Origin of the sequence: Virgibacillus sp. (assembly GCF_013393565.1) — a bacterium.
GTDB lineage: Bacteria > Bacillota > Bacilli > Bacillales > Amphibacillaceae > Virgibacillus > Virgibacillus dokdonensis.
Genome location: NZ_JABXHF010000002.1, coordinates 110,030 through 133,897 on the forward strand (window position 1 = coordinate 110,030; position 23,868 = coordinate 133,897).

Annotated in this window: 17 protein-coding genes; 3 read left to right on the top strand and 14 right to left on the bottom strand. The window is 37.0% G+C overall.

Annotated features, from left to right (window positions below; all coding sequences use genetic code 11):
- Positions 1-51: 51 nt before the first annotated feature.
- The gene (locus HLX49_RS01050) at positions 52-6,108 is read left to right on the top strand and encodes a lamin tail domain-containing protein (protein ID WP_296360490.1); all 6,057 of its coding nucleotides are present in this window, start codon (positions 52-54) and stop codon (positions 6,106-6,108) included.
- A 350-nt stretch (positions 6,109-6,458) separates the two neighbouring features.
- Positions 6,459-7,661: an MFS transporter gene (locus tag HLX49_RS01055; RefSeq protein WP_296360492.1), complete on the top strand. Its 1,203-nt coding sequence runs from the start codon at positions 6,459-6,461 to the stop codon at positions 7,659-7,661.
- Positions 7,662-7,967: 306 nt separating this feature from the next.
- On the opposite strand, the gene HLX49_RS01060 is transcribed toward HLX49_RS01055, so the two are convergent.
- The 7 genes from HLX49_RS01060 to HLX49_RS01090 all read right to left on the bottom strand — a co-directional run bounded on the left by HLX49_RS01060 (position 7,968) and on the right by HLX49_RS01090 (position 14,672).
- Positions 7,968-8,765 (bottom strand): ATP-binding cassette domain-containing protein, encoded by a 798-nt coding sequence (locus HLX49_RS01060; RefSeq protein WP_296360494.1) that lies wholly within the window; start codon positions 8,763-8,765, stop codon positions 7,968-7,970.
- Entirely contained in the window at positions 8,762-9,742 is a 981-nt protein-coding gene (locus HLX49_RS01065; protein ID WP_237342709.1) for an ABC transporter ATP-binding protein, read from the bottom strand. The genes HLX49_RS01060 and HLX49_RS01065 overlap by 4 nt, the downstream gene beginning before the upstream one ends.
- Before the next feature lie 10 nt (positions 9,743-9,752).
- Positions 9,753-10,499, bottom strand: coding sequence for an ABC transporter permease (locus tag HLX49_RS01070; protein WP_296360522.1), 747 nt, complete (start codon positions 10,497-10,499; stop codon positions 9,753-9,755).
- 64 nt (positions 10,500-10,563) lie between these two features.
- Complete coding sequence (locus tag HLX49_RS01075; RefSeq protein ID WP_206193280.1) at positions 10,564-11,508, bottom strand: ABC transporter permease; 945 nt, start codon at positions 11,506-11,508, stop codon at positions 10,564-10,566.
- Positions 11,509-11,533: 25 nt separating this feature from the next.
- Entirely contained in the window at positions 11,534-13,075 is a 1,542-nt protein-coding gene (locus HLX49_RS01080; RefSeq protein ID WP_296360498.1) for an ABC transporter substrate-binding protein, read from the bottom strand.
- 13 nt (positions 13,076-13,088) lie between these two features.
- Positions 13,089-13,823, bottom strand: coding sequence for an MBL fold metallo-hydrolase (locus HLX49_RS01085; RefSeq protein WP_101933612.1), 735 nt, complete (start codon positions 13,821-13,823; stop codon positions 13,089-13,091).
- A gap of 15 nt (positions 13,824-13,838) precedes the next feature.
- Positions 13,839-14,672 (bottom strand): MurR/RpiR family transcriptional regulator, encoded by an 834-nt coding sequence (locus HLX49_RS01090; RefSeq protein WP_237342708.1) that lies wholly within the window; start codon positions 14,670-14,672, stop codon positions 13,839-13,841.
- A gap of 535 nt (positions 14,673-15,207) precedes the next feature.
- Here HLX49_RS01090 and HLX49_RS01095 point away from each other — a divergent pair.
- On the top strand, positions 15,208-16,041 hold the full coding sequence (locus HLX49_RS01095; protein WP_101933611.1) for a YitT family protein: 834 nt from the start codon (positions 15,208-15,210) through the stop codon (positions 16,039-16,041).
- A gap of 254 nt (positions 16,042-16,295) precedes the next feature.
- Here HLX49_RS01095 and HLX49_RS01100 read toward each other — a convergent pair whose 3' ends face one another.
- From HLX49_RS01100 to HLX49_RS01130, 7 genes are all read right to left on the bottom strand, one after another.
- Positions 16,296-17,024: an SIS domain-containing protein gene (locus HLX49_RS01100; RefSeq protein ID WP_296360500.1), complete on the bottom strand. Its 729-nt coding sequence runs from the start codon at positions 17,022-17,024 to the stop codon at positions 16,296-16,298.
- A gap of 74 nt (positions 17,025-17,098) precedes the next feature.
- Entirely contained in the window at positions 17,099-17,824 is a 726-nt protein-coding gene (locus HLX49_RS01105) for a creatininase family protein (RefSeq protein WP_296360502.1), read from the bottom strand.
- A gap of 50 nt (positions 17,825-17,874) precedes the next feature.
- Positions 17,875-18,867, bottom strand: coding sequence for a phosphotriesterase family protein (locus tag HLX49_RS01110; RefSeq protein WP_077702891.1), 993 nt, complete (start codon positions 18,865-18,867; stop codon positions 17,875-17,877).
- Positions 18,868-19,125: 258 nt separating this feature from the next.
- Complete coding sequence (locus HLX49_RS01115; RefSeq protein ID WP_077702890.1) at positions 19,126-20,421, bottom strand: PTS ascorbate transporter subunit IIC; 1,296 nt, start codon at positions 20,419-20,421, stop codon at positions 19,126-19,128.
- 40 nt (positions 20,422-20,461) lie between these two features.
- On the bottom strand, positions 20,462-20,734 hold the full coding sequence (locus HLX49_RS01120; protein WP_077702889.1) for a PTS sugar transporter subunit IIB: 273 nt from the start codon (positions 20,732-20,734) through the stop codon (positions 20,462-20,464).
- A complete protein-coding gene (locus HLX49_RS01125; protein ID WP_077702888.1) occupies positions 20,731-21,180 on the bottom strand; it encodes a PTS sugar transporter subunit IIA in 450 nt (149 codons plus the stop codon). The genes HLX49_RS01120 and HLX49_RS01125 overlap by 4 nt, the downstream gene beginning before the upstream one ends.
- 28 nt (positions 21,181-21,208) lie before the next feature.
- Positions 21,209-23,314 carry a BglG family transcription antiterminator gene (locus tag HLX49_RS01130; RefSeq protein ID WP_296360510.1) on the bottom strand — a complete coding sequence of 702 codons (2,106 nt, stop codon included), beginning with the start codon at positions 23,312-23,314 and terminating at the stop codon, positions 21,209-21,211.
- Between the last annotated feature and the right edge of the window lie 554 nt (positions 23,315-23,868).

Consider the following 23,868-nt stretch of genomic DNA (forward strand, 5'->3'; position numbering starts at 1 on the left):
AACAACTGCTCCCGTATACTTAGACATATACATGCAAAGGGAGGATAAAAAATGCAAAACAAGAAGTTTCGCACGCTTTTAGCAGCATTGACGGCGATCGTAATAATAATCGCCAATTTCTTACAACCAACATCGGTTGCTTATGCCACTGTTTCCACCCCTAAACAAGCAACAAAAACTAAAGAGGAAAAACAGCAAGAATTACCAAATCAAGATAGTGAAACTATGAATAATGATACATTGATTATGCAGCATGTTGCACCTAAAGTGATGCAACGTCTGCAACAGCATTCATTATTAGTAACTGCACCTCACGCAGAGAAAGTAAGCTTGTTTTATCAATCTACAAAGGTTTCTAAACCGATTGAAATTGACATGAAAAAAGAAGACAATGGTGAATACACTGGTGCTATTCCCAAATCAGCAACTTGGTCTGACCATATAACGTATTGGTTTGAGGGAAAGTCAGCAACAGACCAAGGAAAAACAGATCCATATACTGTTCCAATACAATCGCAAACTAGTACGAATGTACAAGCACTGCCTAAAATAATGATTACAGAAGTAGGGTTTGGTGAACAACCCTTTATCGAAATTTTCAACCATTCATCACACCCCATTGATGTAAAAGATTATTCATTACAAGTAGAGAACCAAAAAATTTCTTTTGAACAATCTTTATTGATCGCATCAGGAAAAAGTCATATTATTTGGTTTGCTAACGAAGAAGCAGATATGAATACGTTTCATAGCTTCTATGAAATGCAACCAAATAAACAACAAGTAACCGCTGTAAATAAAACTTTACTTCCTTCCACTATCAATAAACTATCATTCATAGAAAACAGCACCAATGAAGTTGTAACAGAAGGAAATGTTCACTTCACAGAGAATATGGCAGGGCAGCTTTTCTATTACACAGACCAAAAAACAGGGCGGGGTGGCGGACTTACAACAGAAGCGAACCCAGGTGAGATTTTCCCTGGACAAGTTCCAGCTGAAAGAATGGAAGTAAAAGCAGAACAACCCGAAAGCTCTAAAGAAAAAAATACCAATGAAGACGTGGTGACGAAAGAAAAGAAAAAGCAATCAAAAGATACAGAATTAGATAACAAGAAAAATGAAAAGAACGTTACAACAGATTCGTTCATCCAACATGAAGCCATTTATGATGCGACAGCTACAGATGACCTTACAATTACAGCAACTTTAACCGATGAAGTAACCGAGCTTAACCTTCAGTTCCAGACTGCAAATAAAATGGAAATGGAGGAATTGCCATTCACGAAAGATAAAGATGCCACTACCTATTCCGTTACAGTTCCTAAAGAAAAACTGTGGTCACCAAACTTTTACTATCAAATTGTTGCTCAAACGAAAGATGGTACAAGCATACCCTATCCTGAACAGGAGCCTATACATGTTACGATCAAACAAACTGATACGGATGATACACAAACAATACCCCCATTGTTAATTACAGAAATTACTCCCGACACGACAAACGTAAATCAAAAAGATGCCTATGAATTCATTGAAATCTATAACAATACAAATCAAACGATTAACATGAATGATTACCAATTATTCTATCAATATCCAGATGATATGCCTGATCAAATATGGGGTATAAGTGATAATAAAGAAATCAAACCCCAGGAAAGCTTTGTTGTATGGATTAAAAATGAAGGTAACCAACGTTTAACTTTAGCTGACTTTAATGAACAGTATGGCTTACATATGCCAGAAAGTCATGTAACCGAAATTCACAATGCTGGCATGGCTAATAGCGGAGAACGCACTTTAGTCGTTGCTGATAAATTTAACAACGAAATCGTATCCGCTACGTATAATGATACGGAAAAGGATGATACATCTCCAAACCAAGGAATTGTTTACCGTTATCCGAATCAAGGGACAAGCATGATAAAAACTGGTTTAGGACAAGCGATGACGCCATTGTCTATCCTGCCTGGACAAGTTCCAAAAAAACCTGTCATAGTGGATGACACTGCGAAAAAGCCTATTTTTGGCAAGCCAGAACTTTCCATGGATGAGGAAGGAATAACCGCTCAAATAGAGATTAAATCAGACAAACCAATATTAGGAGCTAGTCTTTCTATCTTGCAAAGTGCTGAAGCGACATATCAAACATGGCAAGCGCAAGCTTCTGAGGACGGTTCAAATACCTATTCAATAACTATCCCACTTGAGGAGATTTGGAGTGACAGCATCAAGTACTACTTCACTGCATCCAATGAGGCCGGCGAGACAAAAACAGATGTTCATTCTTATCAGCTACCAACGAAGGAGATAGACTATCAACAAGTTCCACCTCTGTTCATTACAGAAATAACTCCTGATACGACGAATAGCAATAGTGCTGATGCCTATGAATTTATCGAAGTTTATAACAATACAACAGAAGCAATTGACTTTAAAGACTATACGATCCGTTATCGCTATCCGAACACAGACGCAGGTAACGATTTACTTTGGAATCCAAACGAGAAGGACACAGTGATCATTCCACCGGGCGAAACAGTTGTTTTTTGGATCATCAACCACGGCAATAAAGAAAAAACTGCAGCCGATTTCAATGCAAACTATGGGTCCCATTTAACAGAAGGTAAAAATTTGTTTAAAATGTATAACAATGGAATGGCCAACGGGAGTAAACGGTCACTCATCGTTGCTACGAAAACTGGAAAAGAACTTTCTTACTCCACGTATAACGATGTAGTTGATGTTGATGATACAACAGCGGATAAAGGTATTTTCTACCGTTTCCCGACAGATGGCGGCTTGCATACTGCTAAAATAAGTGCAGGCGAATGGGATGCTACACCAGGTGAAGTATTAACAGAACAAGTTCCTAGAAAGAAAGTTGTCTTTCCTAAAGATACGGAAAAACCTGTCATTAAAAATACAACCAAGAAAAAAGAAATTACATCGGAACAGCCTTTTACATTATCTGCCACCATTACCGATAATGCAGACGTCAAAAGCGTATCTGTTCATTATCGTACAGAAGGGGGAGAGTTTAGAAAGGCGAATTTGGAGACACAAGCAACTAACCGTTATGAGCATATCATTTATGAGCCAGAGTTAATCGGAAAAGATACATTAGAATATTACTTTACAGCGAGTGATGGAGTAAACAAAACTACTTCTCCTATAAGCACTGTTTCCATTGATAACCCAACACTGCAAGAAGGGCTAAGACTTAATATACAAGATAATGAATTTATTTCTGGGAAAAAAGTCATAAAAGCTACCGCTGACAATACAGAAGTAGAACCGAGCTTATTTGTTGATCAAAAGCAAGTAACAGATACATTTAAAGCGATGGAAGCGGACGCTTATTTCGCGTTTGATGTACGTGAGACAAATATTTACTTTAAAAATGGGGTGACTATGAGAGATGAAATACTCCACATATTTGATGATACACATACAAAATTTACTACGATTACCGTCCCAGTTTCTGCTGATAAATTAAAACAAGGAGAAAACACGATCTCCATTCGAGCAGGTAATAAAGTCAGCCCTTTTGATGCAACATCTCAAGAGAACCGAGATGATTTCACAATTAAAAATATTCGCCTCGTGCTTTCCGATGGGACGACGATTTACGACCCAGCGTACAGTAAACCGAATCAAGATTACTCCATTGGCGATAGCTCAGGCAAAAAGCCTGTCTATGATTTCACTTTCACATTGGATGAAAGGGCATTTGCATCGACAGCTTATGTTTTCGATACAACCAAAGTGGACGATGGAAAGCATGAAATAAAAACGGTTTTAAAGAATGAAAAAGTAACCAAACAGGTGATTACAGATAATACTGCTCCAACGATCACGCCTTCTATAAAAAATGGTGAAACATATAAAGGAGCTTTTACCATTGACGCTGATGCCAAAGATGCAACAAGCAACGTTGAATCTATAACTGCTCAGTTAGATGGAGATCATATATCCTTACCGTATAATACCTCTTCTTCCCTGTTAGAGCCTGGGAAACATGAGCTCAGTTTTCAAGCTACGGATACAGCAAATAACCAAACAGAAAAGAAAGTAACATTTTACGTAGACGAAGAACATCCGCTGCTACCTAATTGGTTAGGGAATAATTCTGATAGCACAAGTGCCAACTTATCTGTTACCGTACATGACCCAACCAACGATGCCATGGATGTTGATTTTTATCAATCCTACCAGTATACAGCAGATGATCCAAATATCACCATTTCACAAAATGCTGTAGACACAGAACCGCCGCAAAGTTATTTACCAGAGGGCGAAGAAAGATTAACAAAAAAACAGCTGAAGCATTTACAGACAATCGATGGCAATCAAATAGATACGACCTCTGATTACCAATTTCCATATCATCGTTTTGACGTTACGGTTGATGAACAAGTAGATGCAAACGACGAAATAGAAATTGTTTGGGATGGTTCTTCCTTAGAGGGTCGAAAAGTAACGATGTACGCTTGGAACTATGCGACAAGCAAGTGGGATGCGCTTGTATCCACCATTGCTGGCACAGATCCGTTTGAACTCATCGGCTCTGTAAAAGGAACAGAGTATATGCAAGACCAAAAAGTTAGTGTTATTGTTCAAGATCAAATTGCTGACCTTGGAGAAAACTTCAGCTTTGTTTGGATGGCGGACACCCAATACTATTCAGAAAGTTATCCACATATTTATGAAAGACAAACAGAATGGATTGCAGAGAATAAAGAAGCTTTAAATATAGAGTATGTCTTTCATTCAGGTGATCTAGTAGATGTTTACGACGATCTAGAACAATGGGATGTAGCTAACCGGTCAATGAATATACTAGATAAGGCTAATATCCCTTACGGCGTTGTTGCTGGCAACCATGATGTAAACAACAAAAGTCGTGATTACAGTTATTATGGACGTTTCTTTGGTGAAGACCGTTTTAAAGACAAACAATTTTATGGTGGTTCATTTAAACACAACCGCGGCCACTATGATCTGATGTCTGTGAATGGAATTGATTTTATTATGGTTCATCTTGGCTGGGGGATTGAAGAGGATGGAATTGAATGGTTAAATAAAGTGTTACAAGCACATCCAAATCGCAAAGCTATCCTTAATGTGCATGAATATTTATTAGCTACTGGAAGCAGAAGCCCTACTGGCGATCAATTGTTTGAAGAAGTTGTTATTCCAAATGAGAATGTATTCGCTGTATTATCCGGTCATTACCATAATGCTCAAACATTAATAGATGACATTGATGATAATGGAGATGGGATTACGGATCGGACTGTTTATCAAATGTTAGCAGACTACCAAGGTGGGCCAGAAGGCGGACAAGGATATTTACGGATATTGAACTTTAATATGGATACAAATCAAATTGATGTAGAGACTTATTCACCATATCTAGATGATTACAACTACTATGACCCAGAGGAATACCCTGGAAAAGATACATTTTCGTTTGATTTTGATATGTCGGCACAAACGAAGCGAGTGGCTACAGATTATGTAGAAGTAAATGTGTATACAGATGAAAAAATTGGTTCTGTAAAAGATGTCCCTAGTGGTGAAAAAGCAGCGATCGTTTGGGAAGGATTAGATCCAAATAGCGAATACTTCTGGCATACCGTAGCTTCCGACCAATACGGCGGTAAAACACGATCCGATATTTGGAGGTTTTTAACCATCGATGGGGAAATTATAGTACCTGAAGAACCGGATAATCCTACTTCCCCAACAGATCCGGAACAGCCCTCTGGAGAAGATAAAACCAATGGTGGATACATGGACCAAAACGATCAAAACGCCGATGAGAATGCTTTCAATAAAGGAGAAAAAGGCAACGGAAAACCATCCATTCAACAACCAAGCTCGGAGGATAATCAAGAGGGAAGAAATAAACATCAGTTTGACGATAGAATGCCATCGATTGAAAATACGTCAAAGCCTCATCAAGCAGGATCCTCCTTACCAAACACAGCAACAAATATGTTTAACGCTCTATTTATTGGAATAACGCTATTACTATTAGGTTCAAGCATATGGCTCATTCTTCTTTATCGAAAAAAAGGGCAGGCACTAAATGAATAAGACGTAAATGGAATCTCCAATCAGTGGGGAGTTTAATCACTCCTCACTGAATAAATTTCCACTTCGTATGCTTGATTAACTTTTTCCATAATCATAGCATTAGTAAAGTTGATTTATTGTACACCGAATTGACCATCCTGTTTACAAAACAGTTGTAAAACGATAGAATAGATCAAGTGTGTCTTTATTCTAGATGGATAGAAGTAACAAATGTTGCTTCTTTTTGTTTTTTCTCCATACATTACTTTCTACTGCTAGCGGTGGTGTTAAACCTCACTGTTCAAGCTTTTCTTCCCCTTTCATTTCAAGCTCGCCCCCCTGGTTTTTATTAAGATAAGGAGAGATAAATATTGAGTCATCAACCAAAGATTTGGACAAAAGATTTTATTAGTATTTCATTAACACAATTTTTAATTTTCATTGCCTTTTACACACTTTTAACTACATTACCTATTTTTGTTGTGCAAAATTTACATGGAAATGAAGCTGAGGCTGGTCTCGTAGTTACTTCCATGTTAATTGCCGCCATAATTATAAGACCTTTTTCTGCATTACTATTGCAAAAAACAGGCAAAAAGCGAGGACTTATTTTAAGTGTTGTTATGTTTGTCGCTATTACTTTTCTTTACATGTTTATTGAATCTTTTATTCCTCTATTAATCGTTCGTTTCTTACATGGACTAGCATTTGGGGTTGTCACTACAGCAACAGGTGCCATTGCTGCTGATATTATTCCTGCTTCACGCCGTGGGGCTGGTTTAGGATATTTTGCTATGGCGATGAATTTGGCTGTTGTTGTTGGGCCATTTATTGGCTTAACCGTACTACAATATACAAGTTTTCAACAGCTATTTCTCCTATTAAGTATTATCATGCTCGTCACAATCATTCATGCTACCATGATACAAATCGACGAAACAGGTGTTAAACCGAATGTTCAGGAAAAACAGAAATGGACGGTACATGATTTTATAGAAACACGTGCGCTTCCTATAGCATTCATTTGTAGTCTAATAGCTTTAGCTTATTCTAGTGTTATGTCCTTTATATCTGTCTATAGTAATGTATTAGGACTTACATCTACAGCCGGGTACTTCTTTGTTGTTTTTGCAGCTGTCATGATCACCTCTAGACCCTATTTAGGAAGAACCTTTGATGTGAAAGGGCCTAAATATGTGATCATACCATGTTTATTCATTTTTTCACTTGGGCTTATCGCTCTAAGCATAACGCATTCAAGTTGGATGCTATTAACATCCGCAGCGCTTATTGGCTTAGGATTCGGAACATTATTACCTAGCTTTCAAACAATGGCTGTTCAGGCAGCACCTAAACATAGAAGCGCGCATGCAACGAGTACATTTTTTATTTTATACGATGGTGGAATGGCTCTCGGATCATTTGTTTGGGGCATCATTATTTCTTATTTCGGATTTTCTAACCTTTACTTACTAAATGCGGTAATCGTTTTGGCAGTCATTTTGCTATTTCGTTATTACTTAGGTAAAAGAACCCCATTTATACACCGTAAACGTGAAAGAATTAGCTCATAAAGATTTAGGGAACCAACCGTGCACACTGTTTGGTTCCCTAACGTGATTTAAAAAATTGGATGTACAGCCATAATTTTAAAATACGTGGGAAAAAATTGGCTTTTCGCCAAGTCTTATGGCGAAAATACACTGTCGTTTTTCTGATACTATAAACCTTTAAACTTTTACTTTCATAACTTTCCTATAGTATTAGAAAACTTGTCTATGGCGATGGAACACCTTCTTTTACTTTGATTATAACCCCAGAAATTCTATACTTAAAAATCCGCAAAAAGCTAGAAAACACTTTTATGATAGGGGCTAGTGTTATGCACTGCCATGATGATCTACTATCGTGAATAAAGATTTAGAATACGGATGCTGCTGCGATTGAATAATTGCTTCTGTTTCTCCTATTTCGACAATTTCTCCTGAATACATCACAGCAATGCGATGGCAAAAATATTGCACAACATGTAAATCATGGGAAATAAAAAAATAGGTTAGTTGATATTGATGTTGTAAATCTTTCAGTAGATTTAAAATTTGTGCTTGCACAGAAACATCTAATGCAGAAACACCTTCATCAATGACAATAAATTGAGGTTCGAGAATAATGGCAGCCGCAATTGCTACCCTTTGCCTTTGTCCACCACTAAGCTCATGAGGATAGCGTGATAAATAAGATTTGTCTAAACCGACGTCATCTAATGTTTGAACGATCTTTTTATAGCGGGTCGCTTTATTTCCCATTTTATGAAGTGCTAGCGGCTCATCTAACGTCCATTGGACAGTTTTCTTCGGATTCAATGAAGAAAATGGATCTTGAAAAACAATTTGCACTTCTTTTCTCCAAGCTTTTAACTGTCTAGCAGAGAATGATGATACATCCTGTCCTTTAAAATAAATCTTCCCTTCTGTTTGCTGTATTAACTGCACAAGTAATTGACCAGTCGTGGACTTGCCACTACCACTCTCACCTACTAATCCGAATGATTCACCCTCATATAAAGTAAACGATATACCATTAACAGCTTTCATATACAAAGCTTGTTCCCAAAACTTCCCCCGCTTTTGGTCATAAAATTTTTTTAGGTTTTCTACTTCTATAAGCGGCTGTTTCAATGGTGCTCACCTTCTTTAGCAAATAAATGACAAGCGACCGTTTGCCGTGCAAATGTATATGTATCTGGGAAAACTGCTTCACATTGTTTCATTTTTAACGGACAGCGCTCATAAAATGGACAACCTGTTTTTCTCTCTTGTAAACTTGGTACGTTTCCTGGAATTGTATATAATCGTTGCCCCCGCTTGGATGCATTAGGAATAGCTTGGAGGAGGCTTTTCGTATAAGGATGTTTCGGTTCATTCATAAGCTTATCTACATCGCCTTGTTCGACAATTCTTCCTGCGTACATCACCATCACCCGATCACAAATGCGTCGTATAACGCCCCAATCATGGGAAATAAATAACAAAGCATTATTGTAATTTTGTTTAATGGATTGAAATAAATCTAATATTTGAGCTTGCGTGGTTACATCTAAAGCCGTTGTCGGTTCATCTGCAATAATTAATTGCGGTTGGCCAATAACTGCCATAGCTATAACAACGCGCTGACACATCCCTCCTGAGAGCTGATGTGGGTATGCTTTCCATAATGCTTCTGCTCTAGGTAAGCCCACTTCCTTCCATGTTTTCATTACTTTTTGCTTTCTTTCCTTTTTTGAAAGAGATGTATGCCTCTTTAATACTTCAGAAACTTGTTTTCCAATGGTTAATACAGGATTTAGTGAATTCATAGGTTCTTGAAAAATCATCGTTAATTCGTTTCCTCTTAAACGTTGCCAATCTTTATCTAACATTTGATGTAGCTGACGATTCTGAAAGATCATGTTTCCACGTGTAATGCTCGCATTTTGTGGTAATGTTCCCATAATGGCTTTTGCAGTTAGACTTTTCCCACAGCCAGACTCCCCTACAATGCCAACTACTTCATTTGGAAATATTTCAAAAGAAATATTATGTAAAGCGTAAAATTCACCTTCAGGAAGGTGGAAAGTTATATCGAGTTCATGAACTGCTAAGGTAGCTTGATTCACTTTTCCCCTCCTATGCTCTTTTATCATGGATGTCACGCATCCCATCACTTAATAAATTAAAGCCTAAAACAAGCACCGTAATAACTATTCCCACAATGATGACATACCACGGAGCAGTACCGATATAAGGCTGTGCTTCTTTTAACATTCTTCCCCAGCTTGGATCAGGAGGCTGCACTCCTAAGCCTAAATAACTTAAACCAGATTCCGCTAATACAGAACCTGAAAAGCTTAAACTTGCTGCTACGAATATTGGTGATAACGCATTTGGAAGAATATGCTTCATCATAATATGCAATGCACTTCCACCTTTTGCTATACTAGCCTTTACAAAATCATACGATTTGTACTGAATAAAGGTACTACGAATAATTCGTGCAAATGCAGGAACACTCATAACACCAAGTGCAATTACCGTATTTTTCATGCCTGGTTCAAAGACAGCAACTAGCATAATTGCTAATAATATCCCAGGAAAGGCTAGCATAGCATCAATAAAACGCATCGTTATCTCGTCTATCCAGCCACCAAAGTATCCAGCAAAAGCACCGAATAGAAAGCCAAAAAATAAACCGATGGATACAGCAGTAGTTCCGATGAAAAAGGCGGTCTTGGTTCCTTCCATGACACGACTAAAAATATCTCTGCCAAAATTGTCTGTGCCAAATAAGTGGGTAGCTGACGGTGAGGCAAGTCGATTTGTTGCATCAATCGCGTTAGGGTCATAGGGTGTATAAAACACGCCAATCAACATCATAACAAATAGCAATCCTACAAAAGTTAAACCAATATAAAAGGGGAGTCGATTCCTCAATCACAGATCACCTCTTTTGCCTTATTCTTGGATCGATAAATTTATATAAAAGATCGACGACAAAATTAATGACTAATACAATAATAGCTATGTACAGTACCATGGATTGCACCAAAGGAAAGTCTCTTGACGTAATAGATTGTATAAGTAAACTCCCTAGTCCAGGAAGGGCAAAGACATTTTCAATGATAATGCTGCCACCTAATGTATCTGCAGTAATTAAACCAATAATCGTAATGATAGGAATAAATGCGTTTCTTAATACATGCCTATATAGTACAGCTCGCTCTGATAATCCTTTACATGTTGCAGTTCGCACATAATCCATTTTGCTTTGATCTAATATGGTATTTCTTAAATAACGAATGACCACAGCGATATTCGAAATAGCAATAGCTAGCGATGGCAACAAATGCGCCTGAAGCGCTCCAAAGAAATCTTCTGACCACGCTACGTACTCAAATGAGGTTACCCAATTTAACGTCACGGAAAACAATAAAATGAGCATAAACCCAAACCAGAAAGAAGGAATGGAAATGCCGAATTGTGTAAACATCGATAAAAAAACAGCAATTCTCTTCCTATTCATTCTAGCAATTAAAATTCCTAAGGGGATTCCAACAATAACTGTTAACACCATGGAAAATATCGCTATGGATGTCGTCACGGGAATACGTTCGGCAAGCACGTCACTGACAGGTACTTGGTAACGCAAAGATTCCCCTAAGTCCCCTTGAAATATACCGGCCATCCAATCGATGTATCTTTCGATTGCTGATTTATTCAGTCCTAATTCCTGCTCTAAATAATGAATTTGTTGTTCATCAGCATCCAACCCAAGGATAATTTGGGCTGGATTACCTGGCAATAACTGAAAAACAAAGAAAATTATGAGGGAAACGATAAATAATGTTAAACCGAACATAGACAATTTATATAAGTAAAACCTCACAACAGTTATCCCCTTTACGTGACAGTTATTCCGTATAATATAAATCTTCTAAATTAAATTTTTGAATCGGATACATTTTCCATCCTTGTAACCCTTTCTTCATCGCAACTGTACGATAAGGATCCATAATAAATACGGAAGCTGCTTTTTCTGTCAGGAGTGTTTGAGCTTGTTTATATATATTAGCTAACGCTTTTTCATCCGTAGCCGCAAGTGCCTCCTTGATAAGTGCATCGTATTCCTTATTTTCAAATTGAACAAAGTTATTATTGTAGTCACTTACATACCTTCGTAAAATTTCATAAGGATCTAGTTTTCCAGTAAACCCGATAATAGTACTTTCATATTGCGCTTGATTATAGACTTTTTCCAACCAAGTACTAAATTCAATTCGTTTGATATCTACTTGAATACCGACTTGCCCTAATTGTTCTGTAATAACTTGCGCTGTATCTACATGAAATTGATAATCAGATGGCACCGTCAATTCTAAATTAAACCCATCTTTGTATCCTGCTTCCTTCAATAGCTTTTTCGCTTCATTAAGATGAGGTTGATACGTATCTTCTAATCCTTCCTGGTAATATAATTCCATGGATGGACTAAAATTTGATCCTAGTTTAACACCATCTCCTTCAGCTACCATATCGATAATCATATCTTTATCAATAACTAAGTTAATTGCTTTACGTACACGAAGATCATTTAACGGTTCTACTTGGTTGTTTAAAGCCATTAACTGTACCATGTTTTGTGGGGCAGCTATCGTTTCAATGGTATCGCCTAATTGCTCTTTGCCTTGAGCAGATATACCTGGAATGACATCAATTTCTCCAGATCGCATCGCTAGTATTGCTGATTCTGGATCAGGCATGATTTTAAACTGCACTTCATCCAGTTTCGGTACTTTTTCTTCATCATAGTAGTCTTCGTATTTCACTAAGCGCAGTTCTTGTCCTACTTTATATTCTGCAAATTTAAACGGACCAGCTCCAATAGGTTTTTCGCTATGATTATCATAATCAGCAGGTAAAATCGGTCGAATATTTGCTGCTAGAAAAGCCGAATTTGTTTCTTTTAATGTAATGACGACTTCAAAATCAGAGGGAGTCTCCACCTTTTCAATTACTTCAAATTGGGATGAAATTGGCTCGTCACCGCTTAACCCTGCTAACTTTTCATAAGAATATTTCACATCTTCTGCAGTTAATTCAGACCCATCGTGAAACATAACATTTTCCTTTAATTTAAATGTATATACGCGCCCATTTTCGGAAATATCGTAGGATTCTGCGATAGCAGGCACCAGTTCACCAGACTCATCTGTGTCTAATAAACCATCATATACATTGTCCATCATCGACATCGTATCTGTTGCAGCAGATTGATACGGATCTAAATGATCCACTTCCGTACTCATTGCTATACGAACCGTACCGCCTGCTTTATTTTCCTTGGCGTTTACTTCTTGCTCATTCGTTGGAGTAGAATTTGCATTGGAACAAGCTATAAGAGCAAGTAAAACAGCACATAATAACAAAAAAACTTTGAAATTACTTTTTTTCATATCAAATCCTCCGTTATATAGTGATGGTAAAACCTTCCTTTGCAAGATGAACAACTTGATCTGTTTTTGACGTCACTTCCTCTTTTAGTTGTTGAATATTACCATAGTGCGGGAAATGCGTAAGAATAATGGTAGCTACGTTTGCTTTTTTAGCAATGTCAGCTACTTCATAGCTCGCTAAATGCCCTTTTACTAATCCTTGTTGTTCAGCATAAAAACTACATTCAATCAATAATGTATCCACATTTTGAGCAAACTGAATGAGTTTTTCTGTATAACCTGTGTCTGCAGAATATACGAAGGCATGTCCTTGCTGATTCATTACCTTCATAGCACAGCACGGAACCTCATGAACATTTTCTGAAAAAGTAAGCTGTAGTGAACCTATAACCACCGATTCAGTTAGGTGAATTGGATGAACACGTAATACATGAGGAAATTCAAACGATAGATCACTCCTATTTTCTGCGTATACATAAACATCTAACGGCTCTTTTCTTTTTCCTAGTTGTTGTAAAATAAGCATGGCATATTCCAAACTGTAAATATCCGCCATATGATCGGTATGAGTATGACTTATAAAAACGGCATCTAAATCCTGTAACTCCATTACATTTTGCAACTTAGAAAGAGCGCCACTACCACAATCTAGTAAAATTTTTGTTTGTTCATCCTCAACGTAATAACATGAAGTCGCTTCGTTCACGTTTGGATAGGCGCCCCAATATCCGACTGTATGTAATTTCATTTTCATCCACTCCTATCAAGATTCGCTTTTTTCTAGAAAGTCTGGATAACTCTTTTCAATTTGCTTTATATTTTCTTTCACACGCTCCCCTCCAATATGGGAAAGTTCATTTACAATTGCCTGACATATAGATAATGCGGCTGTATACGAATCTAAAAAGCCTTTTGACTTTGTTTTCGCAAGCAAAGTTATATCCGCATGTTTACAAGCAGGGCATAAAGGCGAGTCCGTCAAAATAATTGTTTGAACATGTTTCTCTTTTGCCTTTTTTATAATTTGTACTGTTTTATGATCATAACGCGGAAATACACTTCCGATAAGGACGTCTGTTTTTTTTAAATGTGCACTATATTCAGCGAGTTCTCCTTGGGGAATTAACGTCGTATTTCCAAGCATATAAGAAAAAACAAATCGCATATAAGTAGTTATCGATAATCCCAATCGCCAACCAGCTATCCATATATGATTAGCATGCAGCAGTGTGTTAGCTACGTCTTGAATGTCGCGCTCCTTTATTGCTTTACTTGTACGAACAATATTGTCTGCTTCTTGCAAGAAATGTTTTTCTAACCAAGAATCTGGTTTTTCAGCAGTTGTAGTAATTAAATTATTCAGCGCTCGTTGGTTCTTACGCAATGTTGTATGTATGTCCTGTTTTAGTTCAACAAAACTAAAATATCCTAGTGTCTTAGCAAATCGATGAACGGTAGCTTCACTTACGTCTGACAAAGAAGCAATTCTTTGTGCTGATAATACAACAACTTCTTCCATATTTTCTACTATGTAACGAGCGACCTTTCGTTGTGCTTCGCTTAATTGTTCATATTTTTCGTTTATTAACTTATTCAAACATGCTCTCTCCTTTAGGGAAAACTTGGCTTGTTAACCAGGTCTTTAAGACGAAAACGACCATTTATCGTATCATACTTTTCTCCAGTGCAAAGCCTTACGCAAGAGAGTGTGCCAATGTTATCCCATTTAGACTTACCCAGCATACATCTTCCATGTTTTTAAAAACTTAAAACACTTTTTTTCGAAGCAGACTTTTATTCTATAGTGCAAGAAATAGATGGGTGATTCCTTTCACATATAGTTTGGTTACCGCTGCTTATCAAATACGGCGTATCCCTGTTATTCCTCCTGGTAAAACCTTTTTTGCACATATCTTTATCCATCCAACGGAAACAACCTTCCACAACTTTTTTGAATAGTATAACACATAACATTTATATTGTGGGTAAAAGGCGGAAAGGTATCATAGCATCATTTTTCGGAGCATTTCCTTCACAGGGATTAGGATAAAGAAGCAATGCTTCAGATTATTTTGTTGCTTTTTATTTTCTTGGAATACTGGTAAAATCTAGTTAGAGAGGAGTTCTTGTAAATGGGCAAATGGATAAAAGAAAGCAGTTTAATTATTATCGGATCATTTATATTTGCTTTTGGAGTTAATTATTTTGCGATTCCCAATAACCTGTCTGAAGGAGGAATCATTGGGATATCGATTGTAACTTATTATATATTTGGATGGTCCACAGGAATTGTAAATTTTGCTATTAATGCTGCTTTACTAGCTATCGGTTATCGATATTTTAGTAAACGGGTCATGATATATACTATTATATCTATCGTCTTTTCGTCCTTATTTTTGCATGTAACAGAAAACATCGGTAAAGCTGGAAACGGTGATACATTGTTAGCCGCTTTATTTGCTGGCTTAACTGTTGGAATTGGGTTAGGTCTCATTTTTAAAACTGGAGGTACATCAGGTGGAACGGCTATTATCGTTCGTTTGCTTCATCAATTTATCGGCTGGAGCTTTGGAAAGGGCATGCTCCTTACAGATATTGCTGTAATCGGGGTTTCTGCGTTTGTCATTGGTCAAGAAAAAGCCATGTATACGTTAATCTCCGTTTACGTTGGTGCCAAAGCAATTGATATTATCGTAGAAGGTGCAAATGAACGCACTGCCGTACTCATTATTTCAAAATACCCTGAAGAAGTTCTCGAACAAGTAACGAATAATATGTCTCGTGGAATTACTGTTTTAGAAGGTAAAGGTGGTTATACAAAGCAGAACAAAGAAATTCTTTACATCGTCATAAATAAACAGGAAATTGTTCACTTGAAGCGCATTATTGAAAAAATAGATGGAGATGCTTATATAACCGTACATAGTGTACAGGAAATAAATCGTAGAGGCTACAAAGGAAGGTAATACAAATTTAAGATGAAGGTTTTCAGCAGCTCGGTCAATGCAAGTCATGATAGTGTTTTATTGTACACAACCATTCGATAAGCTTGAAAAAAGCTTATTGAATGATTGTTAGAATAAGGTTGAATCACCTTTTGCTTTTCCGTTCAGCACCATTATGAACTAGAGGCGGAACAGGAATGAGATTGCTCCGAAAGTGAAAGATACAATGGAAGGCGCCTACTTGGATTTTTTGTATCGTTTTTGTCAAAGACCGACTATAATTTTACTCGTTCTTTATATTTTTCAACTAAGCGTTGGTTATGTTCATCAGAACCTTCTATATTGCCGCTTAAAAATACAGGTGGTTCAAATCCTTTCTCTGCCATCGTTTCAATCGCTTTAGCTAATACAGCATTCAGTATCGTTGCTCCAATAACGGTTGAACTTGGTGCAAAAGGTACAGTTACTTTTTCATGAGATAGTAGTGCATCGCCAGCAGGTGCGTGATTATCGATGATGATATCAACGACATCATAAAGATGTTTCCCGCTAATGTGACGTGAGGCTTGACTAGATGAATAAGCAATGGAAGTAATGCCTATTACGTAAGCACCTTGCTGTTTTGCATAGTTAGCCACATCTACGGGTACTGGATTTCTTCCTGAAGTAGAAATGACAAATACGACATCTCCTGCTGTAATTCCTTGATCAGAAATAAAGTTTTTCGCATAATCGTTCTCTCTTTCTAAAGAGGAAGAACGCACAGCTCCCTCATGGAGCATTAAAGGTTCATGAAGAATAGGATGGATGGGCACAAGTCCACCAGCACGATAATACACTTCTTCTGTTAAAATATGTGAATGGCCACAACCAAACAAATGAATGACCCCTTCAGCTTGAATCGTTTGAGCTACTTTTTTTGCTGCTTTTTCCATTGTTTCTGCTTCCTTCTGTTCTACAGTAGTCAGTAATTCGTGAATTTTTTCAAAATATGCTTGAATCAAAGCAACTACCTCCTCTTTTAAACATGTAAATCCTTCCATCAATTTCTAAAAAGTGCAAAAAATAAAGCTGATCGTCATTTCTGACCGTTATTCCTTAACATGTCAACTATATTGCGAATCGCAATGTCGATAATATATTTACCTTTTTCTTTTGTTGCCAATGTCGCATCTCCTAATACAGCTGATTTTGTAAATGCTTCCCAAGGAGTTGGCGTGACATCCGCATCTTCAGGTATATGGGGAATATCTTTTATCGCTTTTTCCATATCCACATATTCTGGTGCTAAGTAAAGCATGTAAGATGTTTCAATTTCACAGGCATGAAAGTATGTGGCATGAGCAGAGTCTGTTTCTCGAACTTCCTTTGCCGCTTGCTTCATTCCCGGATAAAAGAAGTAAAAAACTTTCATATCAGGGCATGATGTAAATAGAACACGAGCAGCATTTTTTAATGCAGGCTGATTTCCTAAATGACCATTCACCATAACAAAAGTACGGAATCCTTGTCGATATAAACTTTCACCAATATCCACTACGATGGAAATAAGCGATTCGTTCGAAACGTTAATACTTCCTGGAAAATTTCGTAAGCTCCATACTTGTCCATATGGTAAAGTAGGTAAAACAAACGCTTCTACTTGCTCAGCTACGCTTGTAGCGACACGTTCAGCTAGAAGATTATCTGTTCCCAATGGCAAGTGTGGGCCGTGTGCTTCAACAGCTCCTACTGGTAAGATGGCAATACTTGATGCTGTGATCTTATCTTTTATTTCATATGAATTTTCATATTGAAACTCCATGGTTGCACCTTCCATCACATTTTTAATTTACACATAATTGTTAAGGGTAATTACTTTTTAAATGTAAAGCATCTCGCTGGGTTATTTACAAAGAAATTGGTGACTAAATCTTCTCCTGAAAATCCAGCTTGATCTGCTTCTTCTATAAAGCGAGGTACCCATTTCCCTAAAATATTCTCTAAACCTAGCCCATAATCGTAATGCTTGTAATACGTTTTTCTAGCTGTATCGCCACTAACTAAAATTTGCTTTTCATAGCCTTTTCTCACTAATTCAAAAATACATTGAATGCGTGTGCTCTCTGGGGCATATTTTATTTTAGATATACCGTCAAAAGATAAGAATGCACCTGTTTTTGCTACTTGTTCATGATAAAAAGGATCTGGATTTCGATCCATATGCCCAAAACTCACATATTCTAATGGAACATTCTCTGATCTTAAAATTTCAATTTGCTCTAGTGCCATCGTACCTGCTTCTGTATGTGAATGAACGGGAGCTTTCGTTTCATGATGTGCTCTAGCTACTGCACGAATCGTTTTCTCTTCTAAAGGAGTAATTCGATTATAGCCCGTCCCAAATTTCACCTGACCACCGCAAATGTTGGTCCCTTCTAAACCTTCTTCTACTTCGCGAATAACGAAATCTGCCAACTCATTAATACTTTTTGCTTCAATCCACTCATGGAATGTTGAATAATTGCCGGTTACAGATTTCAAATGTTCAGGGATGCTTGCTGCCCATAAAAAACTTTTATTAAACCCTGCTGTACCTACAATGGTAATTCCTGTCTCTTCTGAAATCTCCTTGACCGCCTGTACATCTCGGCCATAATCAATTGCTGTAGCATCTACGATCGCTTCACCACCAAGGCGACTGAAATCTAACACATCCAGTTTGGACTTCTCTTTATCATCAAGCAATAAATCATCTGCTTCTTGCTCGACCCAATATGGCGGTCGACAAACGATATGCTCATGAGAGTATGTAACTCCTAGTGTTTTAGGATCAACATCACCATGAAATGTACGAATAAAACTCATTACGCATCAGCTCCTTAGAAAAACTTGGCTTGTCGCCAAGTCTTATGACGAAAGTTGTAGTTTTTCTTATACTATAAACCTTTAAACTTTTATACTTTCGTATAGTGTTAGAAAAACTGGGCTATCGCCAAAGTCTTTATGACGATAGCCGTCATTTTCCTTATTGAAAATAATACATAGCTCGACTTTAGAGCATGCAGTTGAAGATATGCTCCAGCCTCTCTACTTGAAACCAATCATAAGTGTCGTTTTCTTTATTTAGAAAAATAATTGGGATAAGAAACGTACAATTGGTCCTAAGATGAACATGTCTGAATCCGCTGCCCACATTGCTGTATCAGGAATGGTATCGGATAGAAGCATTTTCACCATAATAAATTGCCCCCATGCTACGACAGTTGAAGTAATAAATCCTGCCATTAATGCACCACGTACTCCTCCAGTCGCATTTCCAAATACACCTGCTGTTGCTGAATGGAAAAATAATACGATCATCGTTGGAACAAAAACGTAACCAACTGTATTTCCTAACACGACAAGCCAAATTAGCGCACCTACAAAAGATCCTAAAAACCCTAAAATAACAGCATTTGGTGCATATGGGAAGACGACTGGACTGTCTAGAGCTGGCTTTGCACCAGGTACGATCTTTGTCGCTATTCCTTTAAACGCTGGAACCATTTCACCAATAAACATTCGTACACCTAGCAAAACAACTGCAATACCCGCTGCAAATGTGAAGGATTGAATAATCGAGTAAATAATAAAGTTTTTATCACCTGCAGCAGCCACTAACTCTTGAGCCCCGGGGGTATCTTTAAACGATATAATGATGGCTCCAACTAAAAATAATAATCCCATGGTCAATGCAGTTATAACGTTTGAATCCCTTAAGAATTCCAACCCTTTGGGAAGTTTTATTTTTTCTGAATCATTTTCTTTGTTTCCCATCACTTTACCAGCTAAAGCTCCTAATAAAGCAACAGAAGCTGAAGTGTGTCCGAGGGCAATATTATCATTACCGGTAATTTTTCTCATAAATGGTTGTGTTAAGGCTGGTTGAATAGTCCAATATAACCCCATAAATATACTTAAGAATATAACGAGCTTTGAAAATGAAACATCGCCTGCAGCTTGAACGATTACACCTGCAAAAATGGTGGTTGTCCAAAACATCATATGCCCTGTTAAATAAATATATTTAAATTTGGTAAATCGAGCTAAAATGACGTTAATGACAAACCCTAGCGTCATTGCTAACGTAACAGCACTTCCATACTTTGCATTAAACCCTTCCTGGCCCATAAAATCACCAAGAGGCTCCGCCGATAAATTAAAAACTTCCTTCCAAAGCGGTTCAAACACGGTTAATGCGTTTACAATAACGCCAGCACCTGCACTAATTATTAAAAACCCTATAATCGCTTTAAACGTACCGCTGACCGTTTGACTCGCTGATTTTTTTTGCAACAGTAATCCTAAAAGAACGATAAAACCTAATAATATGGCGGCTTCTCCAAACACATTCGTGGCAATCCAAAAAATGATATCCATTACTTTTTCCTCCTATTTTTTTATAGAAACCTCTTAAAGATTAAGAGGCTTCCATATTTTCTTTTATAGCTTCATTAATTTCATCCATATCAAAATAGTTATTAACAATAACAATCTTAGCCTTATGCCCTTGCAGACCTTCAGCTAATTCATTACTTGTAATGATATAGTCAGCGTCCATACTAGAAGCTGTTGATACGTCCATATGCTCCACATCTGCACGTATTCCAATATCTGTTAAGGCTTGCTCCACATTCATTTTTAAGATTAAACTTGTTCCCTGTCCTAAACCACAAACTGTTAAAACTTTCATCTTGTCATCTCTCCATTTCTAATTGTTTTTTGAACTTGATCTATTGTTGTTGCTTGAAGCAATTGTTCAATATTTTGTGGATCATTTAATAATGTTGTTAGTTTTCGTAGCAGCTTTAAATGCTCTGCGCTTGATGAAGCACCTAGCCCAAATACTAAACGTACAGGGTCATTGATCGCATGTCCAAAAGATATAGCTTCTTTTAATTGTACTAATGAAACAGCTGCTTCATTTACCCCATCTTCTGGCCGTGCATGCGGAATTGCGATTTGAGGCGCTAAGACAAAATAAGGACCATTCTTGTTATAAGCTTGCTTCATAGCTTCAACATAAGACGGTTCAACCAACCCATCTTTCATTAATAACTGGCCTGCTTTCATAATTGCATCTTCTGGGTTTTTTACTTCTACATCTAGCTGTATAATATTTTTTTCTAAAAATTTCATAATATGCAAACACCTGTCTTTCTTTCTGCTATTCCAATATGCTTTGCGAATACTGTTTAATTAATTCATATATAGTAAACGTATCCTTAGCCTTCATTACGAGCTGTTTATTATTTTTTTCAGAAAACAACTTCGTTAACTGCGCTAACGCTTTTAAATGTTGTTCGTTATCTTTTGAAGCTAAGACAACTATAATTGAAACTTCTTTGCCTAATAAATTTACCGGCTGGTTCAAACAAAGCATGCTTAACCCCGTTTGAAATACATTTTTCGATGGACCAGCATGTGGCAAAGCAAATTGGTCAGAAATAACAATGTAAGGGCCATTTTTATCAACCGCCTGCAGCATGTCATCTATATAATGTTGATTAATAAACCCTTCTTTTACTAAAGGTTGAGCTGCACAAGTAATTGCCTGCTGCCATGTAGAAATACTAGTCTGCAATTGAACATGATGAATAGGCAATAATTGTTGTAAACTTTGCTTTTGATGATTCCTCTGTTCAGGAGTATACAAAAATCTCCTTAATTCTTTTCGCAGCTCATCTTCTTTCTGAATAGTAGCATAGCGATGAACGATGTCTAAAAGCGTTTCCACGGAATATTCTTGTCGAGCATTTATGGAAAATAAACTATTTACGTTTTTCAACAATTGTTCTTTCTCATCATTGCTTAATACAGGGCTAACAACAAACACAGGTACACCTCGATCTGGAAGACCTATGGTTGAAACAATAAAATCAACAGCTAAATTCATGTGTTGGTATTCTCTTAATGACGTTACACCTTGAAATTCCACATTCGAAAATAGCGATAATAATTGACTCTCTAGTAATTTGGAAGTTCCTAAACCATTCGTACAAACGATTAATAAACGCTTTGGTTTATCTTCAAGGACAACCCCTTCCCTTCGAAGCCATCCCCCAAAATGAGTAGCAATAAAAGCGATCTCATTGTCATCTACTGCTTTTTCAATAAGCTCTTCAAAATGTTTCATCACTTGCTTTGTAATTTGAAAAACTTCTGGATAGGTCTGTTTAACCGAATCCAGCAATGTATTTTCTAATTTAATTCCATACATAATTCGATAATATGCAGGTTTTAGATGAAGGAGCAAATTATCCATAATCTGTTTAGGTTCATCAAATTCCACCGCCGCATATAGTTGAAAATCATTGACCATTTTTTCGACTACATCTATTAATGACTTCATAACGCTATCTTCTTTATTTGGCGTCAAATCATAATTCACTTTTGCACTGAGTAAATATTTAGCAAAATAATAACTCTCTTTTTTCTTATCTGTATCATCTATGTCGTTTGCTAATAATTCTTGACATAGCGTTTGTACACCTGCGTAAACATCCGTTGTCTCAATAATTTCTTTCTCGATAGGATCTATTTGGACAATAGCATCTTGTTCCATTCGCTTCATAAAACAATGAAACCAGAGTACTAAACTGTTTAGCACGTCATCAATAATTTCAATATTAAATCGTTCCTCATATTTAATGAGATGACGGTGAATACGCTGCAGGACTTTCACATCAAATATAGCATACGTTGGTGACAGGTCTTTTTCATGTGCATATGGATAATGTAATAGGCTGTACCAATAGTCCATTGGAGTAACAACAGAAAGATATTGAGTAATTGTTTTTCTAACGTCTATTTCTTCTCCTATAATATGGTACCCTTGTCTTCGGTTTGTATGCATTTGTAATTGCTCAAGTTGAATTTCGTTTTTTAATGCCTTTATATCTTCTAATACTGTATTTCTACTTACTTGAAAAAGATTTTGAAAATCTTCAAGAAAATAAGTTTTAGAACTGCATGTAATATGCAAATATATCCATGCTTTGCGTTCCTCTTTTGTATACTCATAATAATGATCTTGAACGAGCGAATCCGTTTGGCTTAGAGCTTCTTTTGTACTTTCCTCCAGGTAAAAGCCCTCTGCTCTCACTTGTTTCACGATCTCCAACTTTTGCTTTTTAAGCCAATCATTGATTTTTCCTATATCGTTATAAATCGTTCTTCTCGAAACGTGAAATGCTTTCGCCAGCTGTTCACTTGAAAGATATCCTTCTTGTTCAACTAACATATTGAGTACTGCCATACTACGTTGGTTCATGGTTTTACCACCTGCCATTTTATGAATTAGTAGTATGTCTTAACTTTATTATAAGCGAACATTTCTATTCCCATAAGACCAAAAATATCACAAGGGTTTGTGCAATAAATGGGCGGAGATCAATTTGTTTGCATATGAAGGAGAAGATGAAAGAATCCCCATTTGAAGGATCACTTTGCAGAGAACTAGAAAAAAATTTATCTTTAAGAAAAACTTGTTTATCTCTAAATTCTTTAGGCAAAAATCTTCTTTTTGCTTCCTTCCTATAGTGCTAAAAATCTCCTTGAGTTTTAAATTCAGGTTCATCATAGTTGTCGGCTCACCGCAATAGCCATTTAGTTTTCCAATAGGAACAAAGGCACAAGCGCCCGGTTAGCAACTTAGCGAGTGGAACGAAGCAACTAAAGTTTTAGGAATCATGGTGAGACGGTGTTGCACGAACCAATGATGACTTATCGTAGGGCGATTCGTGAAGTCGCCTAGTTGCTGGGCGCTGGAGTCGAACGTGGCTAAATAACTTAGTAAGTTTATCCACAGCTGCAAAATTTTATAAT